The sequence below is a fragment of the Pseudomonas mosselii genome (assembly GCF_005796105.1).
Taxonomy (GTDB): domain Bacteria; phylum Pseudomonadota; class Gammaproteobacteria; order Pseudomonadales; family Pseudomonadaceae; genus Aquipseudomonas; species Aquipseudomonas mosselii_C.
In genome coordinates, this window is the sequence record NZ_VAUO01000001.1 from 314,156 (window position 1) to 328,711 (window position 14,556).

Sequence of the window (14,556 nt, forward strand, 5' to 3'; positions counted from 1 at the left end):
AATCCATAGCGAAGTCATCGAGAGCCTCACTTTGATTCCTGTGACCAATTTAGTCAATAGTCACAACTCAGGGTGATAGACTGCGCAAGACCAGGCTGGACAGCAGCGCCGGGGCTTCATCGGTGGTGTCGAGCCCGTACTGAAGCAGCAGGGGATTGAAATACGGGCGCATGATCAGGTGGATCGCACGTGTGGCTTCATCCAGTGGCGTCTTGCGCTCGAAGTCGCCGCTCTGGCGGCCCGATTGCAGGATCTCGCCGAGGGTCTGCGCGATGAAACCTTCGTAGGCGAGGGTTGCCGGCCAGCGCCCGGAAGCGGCGGAGGCGGCGATTTCGTAGAGTTTGCGATCCTCGAAAAACAACGCCAGGCAGGCGTCCACCAGCGTCTTGAGCATGCGCCGAAGCTTCTCGGGCGGGGTGTCTGCCGCATCGACTGCGGCCCTTACCTCGGTTTGTATCTGTTGCAGGCAGTTCGAGCAGATCAGCTCGCCGATGGCCTGCTTGGACTCGAAGAATTTATAGATATAGGCCTTGGAAAAGCCGATGGCCTTAGCCAGATCGGAAACCGTGGTCTTCTCGTAGCCATACAGCCGGAAGTGCTCGGTCGCCGCGGCCACGATCTGATCACGTACTTCGTGATCCACCGGACCACGTGCTGCAACTTTGGGGGAGGGAGTCTTGTTCATGAGCCATAGCCTACAGAGCGTCAGGGCGATGAACAATAAGTGACCAATATGTATTGTGGTTACTTATTGTTGTGTGCCTTTGCCTTGAACGCCATCGTATGCCGTCGAAGCGCCTGCGCTATCAGGTCGTCGCTTGGGCAGCGGATTGCAGGTGACGCATTCAGTGAATGCCTAGCGCTCGATCCAGCGACCAGCGCCCGGCACCTCGGCCGATCAGCAACAGCAGCAGGCCCGCCCAGACCAGGTGGGTCGGCCATGCGTCCGGGTAGACGAACACCTCGATTACCGTGGTCATGCCTAGCAATGCCAGGGCCGATAGGCGGGTACACAGGCCCAGAACCAGCAATATCGGGAAGATGTGCTCGGCATAGGTTGCCAGGTGCGCGGCAATGTGCGGTGGCAGCAGTGGTAACAGATACTCGGTGCGGAACAGCTCGTAGGTGCCTGGCGTAATACTCAGCAGGCCCTCTACCTTGGTGCGCCCGGACAGAAAGAACGTCGCGCCGATCCCGACTCGCGCGACCAGGCAGAGGAACGCGTCACCGAGCCAGTGCTGCAGGGTATCGGCCAGGTGATTCCAGCGCTGGCGCAGCGCGGTGCGCTGATGGGGAGTGCGTGCGATGTCCATGTAGGCTGTCTCGCGTTGGGTTGAGGGGGCTGAACACCCTGGCGCCGAGCAGGCGGCCGAGCAGGTCGTGGAAGTCGAGTTGCGGTTGCGCCGCGAGTGCCAGGGCTGAAGCCCGGTCCAGGTCGTTGCCGGCTGCGCAGGCGTCCAGGAACGCGCAGCCGCCAATTTCCAGTGCCTGCCAGCTGACGCCGCTGGCATGGCCGACGAGCAAAACACCCTCGCCGCGCCAGAGCATTGCCTGGGGTATCGGCAGGGCCTGGCGGTTGCACTGCCAGATGGTGTAGATCGGTTGCTCGTTGAACCAGCGCCAGCGTACGCAGGCGCGCGGTTTCAGCTGGCAGGTCGCGAGGTCCGAGGCGCTCATGCCGGTCAGACTGGCAAGCTCCAGCGCCGCTTGCGAAGGGGCGGCGAAGGCTTCGCTCCACAGTCGATCCAGGCGTGCCACGGGGCCAAGGTAGGGAAGCTCCCGCGCGGGTTCGAACGCTTCGAGGAAGTCAGCGAAGTCCTCGCCGTACAACAACAGCCGCGCGTCGCTGGGTGGCGTTGTTCGAGCGTGGATGGCGGCCGCGGCACGCAGCCAGTCTGTGCCGACCAGACGTTCGAGGGTTGGGAAGTTGTCGCACAGTGCATCGACGCAACCTTTGAGTACGGTATTGCGATACACCTCGAAGCCCGCCTGTTCAGCGAGGCTTTGCAGCGCCGGGGCCGGGCGGTGGTAGAGGGCTTCGACGAAGGCGTCCTGGAAGGCGCCGAGGGCCGTGTTCATGGGCTCACCTGCGCCAGGTCGAGGATCGTCTGGGCACGCTCGCGCTCGGCCAGCAGGGCATCGAAGGCGGGCAGATGGTCGTCGCGCTCGATCAGTGTCGGCCTCGGGCCGATACGTTGAATCAGGTGTTCGTAAAGTGCCCAGACAGGTTCGGCGACAGGTGCGTCGTGGGAGTCGATCAACAATTCGGCGCCCGCGTCGTGACTGTGCCCGGCCAGATGGATTTCGAGGACCGTCGTCGTCGGGAAACGATCAAGATAGCGTTTGGCATCGAAGTTCAGGTTCTGTGCGCTGACGTACACATTGTTGATGTCCAGCAGCAGGCCACAGCCTGTGCGCTGCGTTAGCTCCGTCAGAAATTCGACTTCATCCCAGTCGTGACCCTCCAGGCGTACGTAGTGGCTGGGGTTCTCGATGGCGATGCGCCGGCCCAGCGCTTGCTGGGTGCGCTGGATATTTTCGGTTATCCGCGTCAGGGCTGCGTGGCTGCGCGGGAAGGGCAGCAAGTCCGGGAAATACCGACCGCGCCAGCTCGACCAGGCCAGGTGCTCGGAAATCAGCGGCGGTTGCACACGCTCGATCAGCGTGCGCAAGCGCAGAAGGTGCGTCTCGTCAGGTGCTGCATCGGCCGCCAGGGACAGCGAAACCCCATGCAGCGACAGCGGATGCCGTTCGGCGATCCGCTCCAACCAGGCAAGGCGCGGGCCACCGACCATGTAGTTCTCTGGATGTACTTCGAACCAGAGTTCCTGGGCGTTGCAGGCCAGGGCCTGGGCGTAGTGTTCGCCTCGCAGTCCCAGCCCGGCGCCCAGTTGAGAGGATGTGCTCATGGTCGGCGGCCTTGGCTCAGGCCTTGCTCGGGGTCAGCGAGCCCATGCCATTGGGCGTCTTGATGGTGGTGCAGGTGCCGGCCGGAACGTTTTTCCAGTGCATGCCGTCGTAGTCCTTCTTGGCGCTGCCCGCACAGGTGGTGCCGGCACCGGCCTTGCAGTCGTTCTTGCCGGCCTGGGCGACGCCGTAGCACTTCTCCATGGCCGCGCCATTGCTGGCCGTGGTGTTCATGTCGTCGGCCAGGGCGCTGCCGGTGATGGCGGCAAGGGCAAGGGCGGCGGTGGCGAGGGTCAGGGTTTTCATGCTGCGGTCTCCGCTTCGAGTGAGGGGCCGCGGAAGGCTTTCCGGCGGCTCGATGAGTAGTTCGCCAGCGGCGGCAATCCGGTTACAGCGCGGTAAATTTTTTTGAGAATTTCTTGCCGCGGCCCTAACGTATTGAGCGCATGCCTGTTTCCCCGGGCCAACGGCACGCCCGTACGTTGGGTGAGTGCGGGAAAGAATCTATCCACGTTGTAACCAGGACCGCCGATGCAACGAACTACCAGTCAGCAAATGCTGATCGCGCGTGAAGCTCAGTTGCAGGCGTTGCTGCTGCGCGGCCTGGACGGCAACAGCCGGGCGTACCGCGAGTTTTTGGGGGCGCTTGGCTCGCACCTGCGGGCTTTCCTGGGCCGTCGCCTGAGTCAGCGCCCCGGTGAGGTCGAAGACTTGCTGCAGGAAGTGTTGCTGGCCGTCCACAATGCCCGCCACACCTACCGTGCGGACCAACCGTTGACTGCCTGGGTGCAAGCCATCGCGCGCTACAAGCTGGCTGATCACTTTCGCGCCTTTGCGCGCCGCGAAGCCCTCCACGATCCGCTGCTGGACGACGAGCAAGAGCTGTTCGGTGTCGAGGATCACGAGCCCGCCCAGGCCAGCCGTGATCTGGGCAAGCTGCTGTGCCAGCTACCTGACAAGCAACGCCTGCCGATCGTTCATGTGAAGTTGGAGGGGCTGTCGGTGGAGGAAACCGCCAGCCTCACAGGGCTTTCCAGCGCTGCCGTGAAGGTCGGCATCCACCGTGGGCTCAAGGCCCTGGCGACTATCATCCGAGGATTGCGAAACCATGAAGACCAATGAACTGATCGACCTGCTGAGCGCCAGAGAGAGCGCGGTGGACCGACACCTCGCTGGCAAGCGGTTCGCTATCGCCTTGGTGGGCGGTGCCTTGGGCGCGGCGCTGTTGATGGCGGCGTTGTTCGGTGTACGACCTGACCTGGGCGAAGTTGCACGCACCCCTTTGTTTTGGGCCAAGGTCGCCTTACCCGGTAGCCTTGCGCTGCTTGCGTTGTGGCTGAGCAATCGCCTGGCACGGCCAGGTGTGCGGGGAGGGGCGGCCTGGGTGCTGCTGGCGCTGCCGGCGCTGCTGGTGTGGATCGGTGCTGCGCTGCAATTGGCCGCAGCACCTGCCGATATGCGCGCCGACCTGATCCTTGGCAAGACCTGGCGCACCTGCCCGCTGAACATTGCGCTGCTGTCGGTGCCAACCTTCGTCGGTGTGTTCTGGACGCTGCGCGGTCTTGCGCCAACTCGCCTGCGTATTGCAGGCGCGGCGGGCGGATTGTTGGCGGGCGCCACTGCGACCCTGGCCTACTGCCTGCACTGCCCGGAGATGGGCATTGCATTCTGGGGCGTTTGGTATCTGCTGGGCATGTTGCTGCCGACGGCTATCGGTGCGCTGCTTGGGCCTAGTGTATTGCGTTGGTAGCGGCTACGTAACGAGCCGAATGCTGTATTTGCTCGATTCACGCAACAAAGTGTACGTTCCAAGCGTCTATTTCTCCGAATAGCAACCTAATACTCTAGCGCCATCACCTTTTACGGAGCCGGGAGATGGCCACTTTCAAACTGCATTATCTGTTCGATCCGCTCTGTGGCTGGTGCTATGCCAGCGCCGGCGCATTACGTGGTCTGGCAGAGCGCTTCCCGGATGCACTGCAACTGCACCCCACGGGCCTCTTCGCAGGCCCCGGTGCGCGCGTGATCACGCCCGAATTTGCCGAGTATGCCCGTAGCAACGACCTGCGCATTGCTTCCCTGACCGGGCAACCCTTCGCGGCTGCGTACTTCGAGCAGATCCTGGGGGGCAGGGCGCTGCGATTCGACTCGATGCCGATGAGCCGGGCGTTGACCTGGGTTCGAGGTCACGACAGCGCGCTGGAGCCGAAGCTGTACGCAGTGCTGCAAACGGCCCGCTATGTCGAAGGGCTTGATACGTCATCGGCCGATGTCGTGGCGGCCTGCACTGCCGACTTGCTGAGCGGGGCGGGGTACGCGATTGACGCGCAGACCCTGCACACGACGCTTACCCAGCAAGCGCAGCTTGCCGAACAGACCGCTAGCCGCATCGAGGACGCACAAGCACTGATGCGCGAGGTGGGCGCAAGGGGTGTGCCGCTGCTGCTGGTCGAGATCAACCAAGCCATGCGTCCCATCAGCGGCGCGGACCTGTATCGCGATCCAGGCCGCTTGGTCGAAACCATCGAGCAACTGCTACAGCAAGCGGCCTGAGTGGTGTCGGGCAGCTCGACAGCTGTGCATTAACGGCGCTAGCGCTCATGCGCACTTCATGCACCGCGCAGTCCTCAGCCCAGCCGATCCGTTGCGCAAACCATGATCTGGAGCACCTTCATTGCAACGCCTACGGTCTAGAGTGAACACGCCGTATGGTTGGCGAATGCCTCGCCAGCGTGCGGTTGCTGCAACCTCATTCAGCAGCGCGGGCGGTGTTGGGTTCAGGCCCGCCTGGCCAGCCCTGTTGATACGGTAACCAGGCCGGCTGACTCACTCGGACAAGGAGGCTTTTATGAAAGCTGCTGTCGTTGCACCTGATCGTCGTGTTGAAGTGGTAGAGAAAAACCTTCGCCCTCTGGCGCACGGGGAGGCGCTGCTGAAGATGCACTGCTGTGGCGTCTGCCACACCGACCTGCATGTGAAGAATGGCGATTTCGGTGACAAGACCGGTGTGGTGTTGGGCCACGAGGGCATTGGCGTGGTCCAGGAAGTAGGGCCGGGCGTTACCTCGCTCAAGCCCGGTGATCGGGCCAGTGTCGCGTGGTTCTACCAAGGTTGTGGGCACTGCGAGTATTGCACCAGCGGCAACGAAACCTTGTGCCGTGAGGTGAAGAACGCCGGTTACACCGTCGATGGCGGCATGGCCGAGGCGTGTATCGTCAAGGCCGACTACTCGGTCAAGGTGCCCGACGGGTTGGAGTCGGCGGCTGCCAGCAGTATCACCTGTGCCGGTGTGACCACCTACAAGGCGGTCAAGGTCGCCAAGGTCCGGCCCGGACAGTGGATCGCCATCTATGGCCTTGGCGGCCTGGGTAACCTGGCGTTGCAGTATGCCAAGAACGTGTTCAACGCCAAGGTCATTGCCATCGACGTCAACGACCAGCAACTGCGGTTTGCGAGCGAAATGGGCGCGGACCTGATCATCAACTCGCGCACCCAGGACGCGGCGAAGATCATTCAGGAAGTGACCGGTGGCGCCCATGCCGCGGTGGTCACGGCAGTTGCCAAGGCGGCGTTCAATTCGGCGGTGGATGCGCTGCGCGCCGGTGGGCGACTGGTGGCGGTGGGGTTGCCATCGGAGGCGATGAGCCTGAACATCCCGCGGCTGGTGCTCGACGGTATCGAGGTGATCGGCTCGCTGGTCGGCACTCGTCAGGATCTGCAGGAAGCCTTCCAGTTCGCGGCTGAGGGCAAGGTGGTGCCGAAGGTGACGCTGCGGCCGGTGGAGGACATCAACCAGATCTTCGAGGAGATGCTCGAAGGCAAGATCGAAGGGCGCATGGTGATTCAGTTCTAAAGCGCCAGGCCGCCGCGCGCAATCTTGTAGGAGCGGCCTTGTGCCGCGAAAGGGCTGCGTAGCAGCCCCGGCGATCGTGTATGACACTGAAATCCTGGGGCTGCGCGCCCCTGTCGCGGCACAAGGCCGCTCCTACAATGCCCTGATCGAATTGCTGATCGCCCGGGCGCATTCCAGGGCTGCCGGCGCCAACCGGCGTTCGGCTTCTTCTACGCTCCAGCGACTGGTCGGCGCCACCACATGCACCGATGCCACTGGTCGGCCCTGGCTGTTGCGCACCGGCGCGGCCACCGCCATGTCTCCCAGGAACAGCTCCTCGCTGTTGATCGCATAGCCCTTGTGGCGGACCTCGGCGATGGCGTCGAGGATCGCCTGGGTGGCGGTACGGGTGTACTGGGTGTGACGTTGCAGCTCACTCGCCGCGAGCAGCGCCAGCACTTCATCGTCCTCCAGCAAACTCAGGTAGGCCCGCCCCGAAGCGCTGCAGTACATCGGGATACGGCTACCGATCGGCAGGTAGATGGGAATGAACTTCGGGCCGACGAAACGGGCCACGTAGAGCATGTCCGTGCGCACTGGCTCGGTCAGGTTGGTCGTCTCGCCAGTGGTCTGGGCAAGCTCGGCCAGGAACGGATTGGCCACATCCACCAAGGTATCTGCGGCCAGGTAGTTGTAGCCGATTTCCATCACCTGTGGGGTCAGCTGAAAGCGCCTGTTCTGCGGGTGCTTGCTCACGTAACCGAGGGCTTCGAGGGTGTGGATCATGCGCTGGGCCGAGCTTTTGTTGATGCCGGCGGCCTCGGCGACCTCAGCCAGGTTCATGCTACGGCGGCGGGCGTTGAAGGCGCGCAGTACCGCCAAGCCTTTTTCCAGTGACTGGTTGAACAGATTGTTTTCGCTGTCGCTCATACCTTGGCTCTTGTAATAAATGGGCTTTAAGTATCGATATGCGATATTTATAAATCTCTTTACGATTCTTGTAAATTGTTTATAGTGAAAAACACGCCTCCTGCCGATACCTGAGGCCAACCCTACGCATAAGCACAATAAGTCGCGTGAAATGGGAGTGTTCAGCAATGTATCAACGTCTTCGCGTGTTCACCTGCGCCCTGGCATTACTCGCCGGTAGCCTTACCTGCGTACTTGCCCAGGCCGAAACCTACAAGGTCGGCGCCACCGCAACGGGTGTGCCGTTCACCTTCCTCGATGTCAAAAGCAACAGTATCCAAGGGATGATGGTCGACTCCGCCCATGCCGTGGCCAAGGCGGCGGGTTTCGACGTGGAGATTACCCAGACCACTTTCGCCGCGCTGATTCCGTCGCTCACCGCCAAGAAGATCGACCTGATTTCCGCTGCCATGTTGCGCACCCCAGAGCGCGAGAAAGTGGTGCAGTATTCGGATCCGGTGTTCGAATACGGCGAGGGCCTGATCGTGCGTGACGACGACACCCAGGCTTACACCAGCATGGATGACTTCAAGGGCGAAGTGGTTGGCGCGCAGGTCGGTACGGTGTTTCTCGACGAACTCAACCGCCGTGGCTTCTTCAAGGAAGTGCGTGGCTACGACTCGCTCGCCGATCTGACCCGCGACCTGGCGCTGGGGCGTATCAAGGCAGGCTTCGGCGACCACCCGATCCTGGCTTACCAGAAAGCCCAAGGCACCTTGAAGAAAGTCCGCCTGGTCGACAGCTACAAGCCCCAGGTGATCGGCCAGGTGTGCCTGATCATGCGCAAGGGCGATCCGCAGATGCTCGCCCAGGTCAACCAAGGCATCGCCCGCATCAAGGCCGACGGCACCCTGGCCAGCATCATCGGCAAGTGGCAGCTGGACTGATCCTCGTCAGCCGGTGCCTTCGCCAGGCACCGGTTTCCTGATTCCCCCATCGCGGACACCCTTATGTTTCTCCAGAACGCTCTGGACTTCCTGCCCATTCTGTTGAATGGCGCGGTGGTCACCGTGCAGGTCACGATTGCCTCGTTCCTGCTGAGTTCGATCATTGGTTTGGCCTTCGCGCTGATGATGGTATCGAAGGTGCGCGCAGTGGCGCTTTGCGGCATTACCGTGGTCAACGTCATTCGCGGCCTGCCGATCATCGTGCAACTGTTCTACATCTACTTCGTGCTGCCGGAGTTCGGCATCCAGCTCACGGCCTTGCAGGCCGGTATCATTGGCCTGGGCATCGCCTACTCGGCATACCAGGCTGAAAACTTCCGCGCCGGCATCCAGGCCATCCAGCAGGGCCAGATCGAGGCCGCCGAGTCCATCGGCATGCGCGGGCCAATGATCATGCGTCGGGTCGTGCTGCCCCAGGCGTTTCGTATCGCTTTGCCGCCCTACGGCAACACCCTGGTGATGATGCTCAAGGACTCCTCGCTGGTGTCGACCATCACGGTTGCCGAGATGACCCGCGCCGGTCAGCTGATCGCCTCGTCGACCTTCGAGAACATGACGGTCTACACCTTGGTGGCACTGCTCTATCTGTCCCTGAGCCTGCCGTTGTCGTATGCCCTGCGCCGTCTCGAGGCGCGTATCGCCACGAGGAAATCCGCATGATCACTATCCAGTCCCTGCACAAGAGCTATGGCAATACGCGGGTGCTCGAAGGTATCGATCTGGGCGTCGAGAGCGGGCAGGTGGTGTGCCTGATCGGACCCTCGGGGTCGGGCAAGTCTACCTTGCTCCGTTGCATCAACGGCCTGGAAACCTATGAAGGGGGCGACATCCTGGTGGAGGGCAAGCGGGTCGATCGCAACCACAAGAGCATTCATGACATCCGCACCGAGGTGGCCATGGTGTTCCAGCGCTTCAACCTGTTCCCCCATCGCACGGCGTTGCAGAACGTCATGGAAGGGCCGGTATTCGTGAAAAAAGAGCCCCTTGTCGCGGCCCGCGAGCATGCCCGCAGCCTGCTGGAGAAGGTCGGCTTGGGGCACCGCATGGACGCCTACCCGGACGAGCTGTCCGGTGGCCAGCAACAACGCGTGGCGATTGCCCGGGCACTGGCCATGCGGCCCAAGGCAATCCTGTTCGACGAGCCGACCTCAGCACTGGACCCCGAACTGGTGGGTGAGGTGCTGGCGGTGATGCGCAAGCTGGCGGACGAAGGTATGACCATGGTGGTGGTGACCCATGAAATGGGCTTTGCCCGTGAGGTGGCGGACAAGGTCTGCTTCCTGTACGGCGGGCGCATCATCGAAGAGGGGCCTGCCGGCGAGGTGCTCGGCACGCCGCAGCAGCCGCGCACCCAGGAGTTCCTGCGCCGTCTGTTGAATAACTCTGGGGGGCAGGCATGAGCGCTCGCGCGTGGGTCTTGCCGCCGTCGCTGTGGGCTGCCACGGCCAACCCCGGGGTACACACGCCAGCGCTGCAGGATGACCTGCAGGTTGACGTGGCGGTGGTGGGGGCCGGCTACACCGGGCTGGTCACGGCGCTGCACCTGGCGCGCCAAGGCGTGCGGGTCTGCGTGCTGGATGCCGGTGAGCCGGGCTGGGGCGCCTCGGGGCGCAACGGTGGACAGGTGATTCCCGGCCTCAAGCATGATCCCGAGCAATTGCTCCGGCTGTACGGTCCTGAGCAGGGCCAGCGCCTGATCGAGGTGGCCGGGGGCGCTGCCGACGAGGTGTTCGAGCTGATCCGGCACTACGACATCCAGTGCGATGCCACGCGCAAAGGCTGGATTCAGCCGGCGGCCACGCCTGCCGCGATGCGCGTAATCGAACGCCGGGCCGAGCAGTGGCGCCAGCGGGGAGTGGCGGTGGAAATGCTCGACCAGGGCCGTGTCGCCCAGCGCATCGGCAGTTACGACTATCTGGGCGCCTGGGTCGATCCGCGCGCGGGCAGCGTGCACCCGCTCAATTATGTGCGCGGCCTGGCCCGGGCTGCGCAGCAGGAGGGCGCGCAGATCCATGGCCATACCCGCGTCACCGGCTTGCGCCGCGACAGCCGTGGCTGGACCCTGAGCACCGCGACCCGGCGCGAGGTCCGTGCTGAGCGCGTGGTGCTGGCCACCGATGGCTACACCGACGAACTCTGGCCCAAGCTGCGCCAGACCGTGCTGGCGGCCAACAGCTTCATCGTAGCCACCCGCCCATTGCCGGAGCACCTGCGAAACACTGTGCTGCCCAAGGGGGAGGTGTGCTCCGACGCCCGGCGCCTGCTGGTGTACTTCAAGCAAGATGCCCAGGGGCGTTTGCTGATGGGGGGGCGCGGCCCGTTTGCCGAGCCGCGCTCGGACAGTGACTGGAATCACCTGCGCAATTCGGTGTTCGGCCTGTTCCCGCAGCTCAAGGGCGTCGAATTCGAATACCAGTGGGCCGGGCGCGTGGCGCTGACCCAGGATTTCCTGCCGCATCTGCACGAGCCGGCCCCGGGGCTGAGCATCCTGCTGGGCTACAACGGTCGGGGTATCGCCATGGCCAGCACCTTGGGCCGTCACCTGGCGCAGCGCCTGCTGGGGCAGACCGAGCATTTCCCGTTTCCGGTCTCGCCGATCCGGCCGATTCCGTTTCATGGGCTACAGCGGCTGTACCTGGGGGTGGGGATTGCCTGGTACCGCTTGCTCGATGCCATTGCCTGAGTTCAAGGAGAGGTCTGCATGCAGCCTGTAGTGATCAAAGCCGTGACCGATGCGCAGTTCAGCGACGCGCTGGCGGTGGCCAAACCGGTGGGCGATGGGCTCGCCCATACCCGTACCGCGGGGCAGTACGATCTGCCGGGTGTCGAAGCCTCGACTGGCATCTGGGAGTGTACGCCGGGAAGCTTCCGGCGGGCGTTGAAGCAGGCCGAATACAGCTACATCATCAGTGGCGAGGGCAGCTTCACCCCGGATGGCGGCCAGCCGCTGGAGTTCTGCGCCGGTGATACGCTGTGCTTCCCTGAGGATTGCCAGGGCACGTGGGTCGTGCGCCGCACGTTGCGCAAAAGCTATGTGGTGTTCGGGTAATCGCAGCCGTCAGCGCGGCGTGTTGGGGGGCGGCGCTGCCGGCCCCCTCCATTGAAGCGTTCAGCGATAGTGGCGGTGGGCGTGTTGACGCTCCCATTGCCGACGGCGCTCGGCCTCTTTGCGCGCTTGCTCCTTGCGCCATTTGGCCTTGCGCAGATCTTCCCTGTGCGAGTGCCAGCGGCCATCGCGCCAGTAGCGGTCATTGCCCGCCAGCTGCGCGCCGTTGGCGGTGCGGGTCAAGCCGGCCAAGCCTGGCCATGGGGTGTCGGATGCCGGGCGGGTATACGTGGTATCCGCTCTTTCAGTGACCAGGGCAGGCGAGACCGGCTTGGCCTGCATGGCGCAGGCGTTGCCCATCGAAACAAGTGCGAACAGGCCAGCCAGCAGCCATTGCGGGGCGTAGGGTTTCATTGGGTAGAACTCCTCGGACCAGATCCATGAACGAATGGCCGCCTGCGCTGAAGCCGCTGGGGCGTGCCGGGTAACCTGTTCAAATAGACGGCAAACAGCCCAGAAGTTCTCCCTCGCTTTAGAAAATAGCCAATAAATTCAGTAATTTACAATTCGCTTACCGAATCCTTACGTTAGCCTATCATGACCACTGGCGTCGCGCGTCCAGGGTTTAACATGAGAAATATTAAATAAGAACTCAAAATAATTGAGTTTGTTTCATGATCGTCTGGCCATGACAATCGCCCTCATTGAATTTTCCCGCAGACGCTAGCCTGCCAATTGCTGGCGGTGCTGCAGTCCCTTTCGCGTTCAGGGTGTGAGGCCAACATGAGCCAGGAGTTTGCATTTGCCATCAAACGCGTTCGTTTCGATGAGCAATATCAGCCGTCGGACAACACGCGTATTACCACCAACTTTGCCAACCTGGCACGAGGCAGTAGCCGTCAGGCGAACCTGCGCAACACCTTGCAGATGATCGACAATCGCTTCAATGCGTTGGCGCACTGGGATAACCCGAGCGGCACTCGCTATGCGCTGGAACTGGACATCGTGTCTGTCGAAATGACCCTCGACGATCCGCGCGCGGTGCCTGCGTTGCCATTGATCGAGCTATTGAAAGTTACCGTGCTCGACCGCCACCGCAATGCACGGATCGATGGCATCGTCGGCAACAATTTCTCGTCCTACGTGCGCGACTATGACTTCAGCGTGCGGTTGCCGGAGCATAACCAAGGTCAGCCGACCTTTAGTGTTCCCGATGATTTTGGCGTTCTGCACGGCAAGCTGTTCAAGTGCTTCGTGAACTCCAGTGCCTACCGGACGCATTTCAGCAAAGCCCCGGTGATCTGCCTGAGCGTTTCCAGCAGCAAGACCTACCGGCGAACCGAGAATCGGCATCCTGTGCTGGGTGTCGAATACCGCCAGGATGAAGACTCCTTGACGGATGAATACTTCCAGAAGATGGGCCTGAAGGTGCGTTACTTCATGCCGCCGCACAGCGTCGCGCCCTTGGCGTTCTACTGTGCAGGTGACCTGCTGGGCGATTACACCCCCCTTGAGTTGATCGGCACGATCAGCACGATGGACACCTTCCAGAAGATTTACCGGCCCGAGCTTTACAACGCGAATTCGGCAGCCGCTAGCGCCTATCAGCCCAGCTTGCAGCACCAGGACTATTCACTGACCCGGATCGTCTATGACCGAGAGGAGCGAAGCAGGTTAGCGGTCGAGCAGGGGCGCTTTGCCGAAGAACACTTCATCAAGCCGTACCACGCCATGCTTGCGCAGTGGTGCGCTCGCTATGCCGTCTGAATGCCCTGAACGACAAGGTCTTGGATCATGATAAAACTGTTGCCTACTTCAACTGCTGGCAGCCTGCCGAAACCGAGCTGGCTCGCCCAACCTGAAACGCTTTGGTCACCCTGGAAACTGCAAGGTGAAGCGCTGCGAGAGGGCAAGCGGGATGCGTTGCGCCTGGCATTGCACGAACAACAACAGGCCGGCATCGACATCGTCAGTGATGGCGAGCAAACGCGCCAGCATTTCGTCACGACGTTTATCGAACACCTCAGCGGTGTCGATTTCCAGAAGCGCCAGACCGTGCGAATTCGCGACCGCTATGACGCCAGTGTGCCGACCGTCGTGGGCGCGGTGGCGCGTCAGAAGCCTGTATTCGTGGAGGACGCAACGTTCTTGCGCCAGCACACCTCGCAACCCATCAAATGGGCGCTGCCAGGGCCGATGACGATGATCGATACGCTGTATGACGCGCACTACAAGAGCCGCGAAAAGCTGGCCTGGGAGTTTGCCAGGATTCTCAACGAGGAGGCCCGCGAACTCGAGGCGGCGGGTGTGGACATCATCCAGTTCGACGAGCCGGCCTTCAATGTCTTCTTCGACGAGGTCAATGCGTGGGGCGTGGCTACCTTGGAGCGCGCGATCGAGGGCCTGAAGTGCGAAACCGCCGTGCACATTTGCTACGGCTACGGCATCAAGGCCAATACCGATTGGAAAGGCACATTGGGTTCGCAGTGGCGGCAATATGAACAGGTTTTTCCGAGGTTGCAGCAATCGAGCATCGATATCGTCTCGCTGGAGTGCCACAACGCCAATGTGCCCATGGAACTGATCGAGTTGATCCGTGGCAAAAAAGTGATGGTCGGTGCCATCGACGTGGCCAACCCGGCCATCGAAACCCCTGAGGCGGTTGCCGACACCTTGCGCAAGGCGTTGCAGTTCGTAGATGCCGACAAGCTTTATCCCTGCACCAATTGCGGCATGGCCCCGCTACCGCGTGGCGTGGCGCGGGGCAAGCTGCACGCGCTGAGCGCCGGAGCGCGGATCGTTCGCGAAGAACTGTCGTAGCACGATTGCGCTGGGGCGGCGACCTTGTAGGCACC

The 14,556-nt window shown here is 62.2% G+C and carries 18 protein-coding genes; 11 read left to right on the forward strand and 7 right to left on the reverse strand.

All coding sequences use genetic code 11. From position 1 onward, the window contains the following. Positions 1 to 67 precede the first annotated feature (67 nt). The 5 genes from FEM01_RS01450 to FEM01_RS01470 all read right to left on the reverse strand — a co-directional run bounded on the left by FEM01_RS01450 (position 68) and on the right by FEM01_RS01470 (position 3,213). On the reverse strand, positions 68 to 685 hold the full coding sequence (locus FEM01_RS01450) for a TetR/AcrR family transcriptional regulator (protein WP_138217511.1): 618 nt from the start codon (positions 683 to 685) through the stop codon (positions 68 to 70). A gap of 160 nt (positions 686 to 845) precedes the next feature. Beyond that, positions 846 to 1,313, reverse strand: coding sequence for a DoxX family protein (locus FEM01_RS01455; protein WP_138217512.1), 468 nt, complete (start codon positions 1,311 to 1,313; stop codon positions 846 to 848). Further along, positions 1,225 to 2,079 carry an HvfC/BufC N-terminal domain-containing protein gene (locus FEM01_RS01460; RefSeq protein ID WP_138217513.1) on the reverse strand — a complete coding sequence of 285 codons (855 nt, stop codon included), beginning with the start codon at positions 2,077 to 2,079 and terminating at the stop codon, positions 1,225 to 1,227. The genes FEM01_RS01455 and FEM01_RS01460 overlap by 89 nt, the downstream gene beginning before the upstream one ends. Then, the gene (gene bufB / locus FEM01_RS01465) at positions 2,076 to 2,909 is read right to left on the reverse strand and encodes an MNIO family bufferin maturase (RefSeq protein ID WP_138217514.1); all 834 of its coding nucleotides are present in this window, start codon (positions 2,907 to 2,909) and stop codon (positions 2,076 to 2,078) included. The genes FEM01_RS01460 and bufB overlap by 4 nt, the downstream gene beginning before the upstream one ends. A 16-nt stretch (positions 2,910 to 2,925) precedes the next feature. Beyond that, entirely contained in the window at positions 2,926 to 3,213 is a 288-nt protein-coding gene (locus tag FEM01_RS01470; protein WP_138217515.1) for a BufA1 family periplasmic bufferin-type metallophore, read from the reverse strand. A 225-nt stretch (positions 3,214 to 3,438) separates the two neighbouring features. On the opposite strand from FEM01_RS01470, the gene FEM01_RS01475 reads away from it, so the two are divergent. The 4 genes from FEM01_RS01475 to adhP all read left to right on the forward strand — a co-directional run bounded on the left by FEM01_RS01475 (position 3,439) and on the right by adhP (position 6,760). Then, on the forward strand, positions 3,439 to 4,029 hold the full coding sequence (locus tag FEM01_RS01475; RefSeq protein WP_138217516.1) for a sigma-70 family RNA polymerase sigma factor: 591 nt from the start codon (positions 3,439 to 3,441) through the stop codon (positions 4,027 to 4,029). Then, on the forward strand, positions 4,016 to 4,657 hold the full coding sequence (locus FEM01_RS01480) for a DUF1109 domain-containing protein (protein WP_138217517.1): 642 nt from the start codon (positions 4,016 to 4,018) through the stop codon (positions 4,655 to 4,657). Before FEM01_RS01475 ends, FEM01_RS01480 begins: the two co-directional genes overlap by 14 nt. Positions 4,658 to 4,782: 125 nt before the next feature. Then, the gene (locus FEM01_RS01485; RefSeq protein ID WP_138217518.1) at positions 4,783 to 5,460 is read left to right on the forward strand and encodes a DsbA family protein; all 678 of its coding nucleotides are present in this window, start codon (positions 4,783 to 4,785) and stop codon (positions 5,458 to 5,460) included. A gap of 295 nt (positions 5,461 to 5,755) precedes the next feature. After that, positions 5,756 to 6,760: an alcohol dehydrogenase AdhP gene (gene adhP / locus FEM01_RS01490; RefSeq protein ID WP_138217519.1), complete on the forward strand. Its 1,005-nt coding sequence runs from the start codon at positions 5,756 to 5,758 to the stop codon at positions 6,758 to 6,760. A gap of 132 nt (positions 6,761 to 6,892) precedes the next feature. Here adhP and FEM01_RS01495 read toward each other — a convergent pair whose 3' ends face one another. Further along, positions 6,893 to 7,669, reverse strand: coding sequence for an IclR family transcriptional regulator (locus FEM01_RS01495; protein WP_138217520.1), 777 nt, complete (start codon positions 7,667 to 7,669; stop codon positions 6,893 to 6,895). Between the two features lie 167 nt (positions 7,670 to 7,836). Between FEM01_RS01495 and FEM01_RS01500 the strand changes: the two genes are divergently transcribed. The 5 genes from FEM01_RS01500 (at position 7,837) to FEM01_RS01520 (ending at position 11,704) form a co-directional block, all read left to right on the forward strand. Further along, the gene (locus FEM01_RS01500) at positions 7,837 to 8,595 is read left to right on the forward strand and encodes an ABC transporter substrate-binding protein (protein ID WP_138217521.1); all 759 of its coding nucleotides are present in this window, start codon (positions 7,837 to 7,839) and stop codon (positions 8,593 to 8,595) included. A gap of 63 nt (positions 8,596 to 8,658) precedes the next feature. Next, positions 8,659 to 9,315: an amino acid ABC transporter permease gene (locus FEM01_RS01505; protein WP_138217522.1), complete on the forward strand. Its 657-nt coding sequence runs from the start codon at positions 8,659 to 8,661 to the stop codon at positions 9,313 to 9,315. Beyond that, complete coding sequence (locus FEM01_RS01510; protein ID WP_138217523.1) at positions 9,312 to 10,055, forward strand: amino acid ABC transporter ATP-binding protein; 744 nt, start codon at positions 9,312 to 9,314, stop codon at positions 10,053 to 10,055. The genes FEM01_RS01505 and FEM01_RS01510 overlap by 4 nt, the downstream gene beginning before the upstream one ends. Further along, positions 10,052 to 11,338 carry an NAD(P)/FAD-dependent oxidoreductase gene (locus FEM01_RS01515; protein WP_138217524.1) on the forward strand — a complete coding sequence of 429 codons (1,287 nt, stop codon included), beginning with the start codon at positions 10,052 to 10,054 and terminating at the stop codon, positions 11,336 to 11,338. The genes FEM01_RS01510 and FEM01_RS01515 overlap by 4 nt, the downstream gene beginning before the upstream one ends. 18 nt (positions 11,339 to 11,356) lie before the next feature. After that, a complete protein-coding gene (locus FEM01_RS01520; protein ID WP_138217525.1) occupies positions 11,357 to 11,704 on the forward strand; it encodes a cupin domain-containing protein in 348 nt (115 codons plus the stop codon). 60 nt (positions 11,705 to 11,764) lie between these two features. Here the strand turns inward: FEM01_RS01520 and FEM01_RS01525 are convergent, their stop codons facing one another. Continuing rightward, positions 11,765 to 12,115 (reverse strand): hypothetical protein, encoded by a 351-nt coding sequence (locus FEM01_RS01525; RefSeq protein ID WP_240791697.1) that lies wholly within the window; start codon positions 12,113 to 12,115, stop codon positions 11,765 to 11,767. Positions 12,116 to 12,484: 369 nt separating this feature from the next. On the opposite strand from FEM01_RS01525, the gene FEM01_RS01530 reads away from it, so the two are divergent. Further along, entirely contained in the window at positions 12,485 to 13,468 is a 984-nt protein-coding gene (locus FEM01_RS01530) for a DUF1852 domain-containing protein (protein ID WP_138217526.1), read from the forward strand. Between the two features lie 27 nt (positions 13,469 to 13,495). Further along, positions 13,496 to 14,521, forward strand: a complete 1,026-nt coding sequence (locus FEM01_RS01535) for a methionine synthase (protein ID WP_138217527.1) — start codon at positions 13,496 to 13,498, stop codon at positions 14,519 to 14,521. Positions 14,522 to 14,556: the final 35 nt, after the last annotated feature.

Bases quoted from the DNA above. Each gene is read 5' to 3' on its own strand.
- FEM01_RS01460 (WP_138217513.1), bottom strand. From the start codon at position 2,079: ATGAACACGGCCCTCGGCGCCTTCCAGGACGCCTTCGTCGAAGCCCTC.
- FEM01_RS01530 (WP_138217526.1), top strand. From the start codon at position 12,485: ATGAGCCAGGAGTTTGCATTTGCCATCAAACGCGTTCGTTTCGATGAG.
- FEM01_RS01535 (WP_138217527.1), top strand. From the start codon at position 13,496: ATGATAAAACTGTTGCCTACTTCAACTGCTGGCAGCCTGCCGAAACCG.
- FEM01_RS01510 (WP_138217523.1), top strand. From the start codon at position 9,312: ATGATCACTATCCAGTCCCTGCACAAGAGCTATGGCAATACGCGGGTG.
- FEM01_RS01520 (WP_138217525.1), top strand. From the start codon at position 11,357: ATGCAGCCTGTAGTGATCAAAGCCGTGACCGATGCGCAGTTCAGCGAC.
- FEM01_RS01480 (WP_138217517.1), top strand. From the start codon at position 4,016: ATGAAGACCAATGAACTGATCGACCTGCTGAGCGCCAGAGAGAGCGCG.
- adhP (WP_138217519.1), top strand. From the start codon at position 5,756: ATGAAAGCTGCTGTCGTTGCACCTGATCGTCGTGTTGAAGTGGTAGAG.
- FEM01_RS01505 (WP_138217522.1), top strand. From the start codon at position 8,659: ATGTTTCTCCAGAACGCTCTGGACTTCCTGCCCATTCTGTTGAATGGC.
- FEM01_RS01515 (WP_138217524.1), top strand. From the start codon at position 10,052: ATGAGCGCTCGCGCGTGGGTCTTGCCGCCGTCGCTGTGGGCTGCCACG.
- FEM01_RS01525 (WP_240791697.1), bottom strand. From the start codon at position 12,115: ATGAAACCCTACGCCCCGCAATGGCTGCTGGCTGGCCTGTTCGCACTT.
- FEM01_RS01495 (WP_138217520.1), bottom strand. From the start codon at position 7,669: ATGAGCGACAGCGAAAACAATCTGTTCAACCAGTCACTGGAAAAAGGC.
- FEM01_RS01500 (WP_138217521.1), top strand. From the start codon at position 7,837: ATGTATCAACGTCTTCGCGTGTTCACCTGCGCCCTGGCATTACTCGCC.
- FEM01_RS01450 (WP_138217511.1), bottom strand. From the start codon at position 685: ATGAACAAGACTCCCTCCCCCAAAGTTGCAGCACGTGGTCCGGTGGAT.
- FEM01_RS01485 (WP_138217518.1), top strand. From the start codon at position 4,783: ATGGCCACTTTCAAACTGCATTATCTGTTCGATCCGCTCTGTGGCTGG.
- FEM01_RS01470 (WP_138217515.1), bottom strand. From the start codon at position 3,213: ATGAAAACCCTGACCCTCGCCACCGCCGCCCTTGCCCTTGCCGCCATC.
- FEM01_RS01475 (WP_138217516.1), top strand. From the start codon at position 3,439: ATGCAACGAACTACCAGTCAGCAAATGCTGATCGCGCGTGAAGCTCAG.
- FEM01_RS01455 (WP_138217512.1), bottom strand. From the start codon at position 1,313: ATGGACATCGCACGCACTCCCCATCAGCGCACCGCGCTGCGCCAGCGC.
- bufB (WP_138217514.1), bottom strand. From the start codon at position 2,909: ATGAGCACATCCTCTCAACTGGGCGCCGGGCTGGGACTGCGAGGCGAA.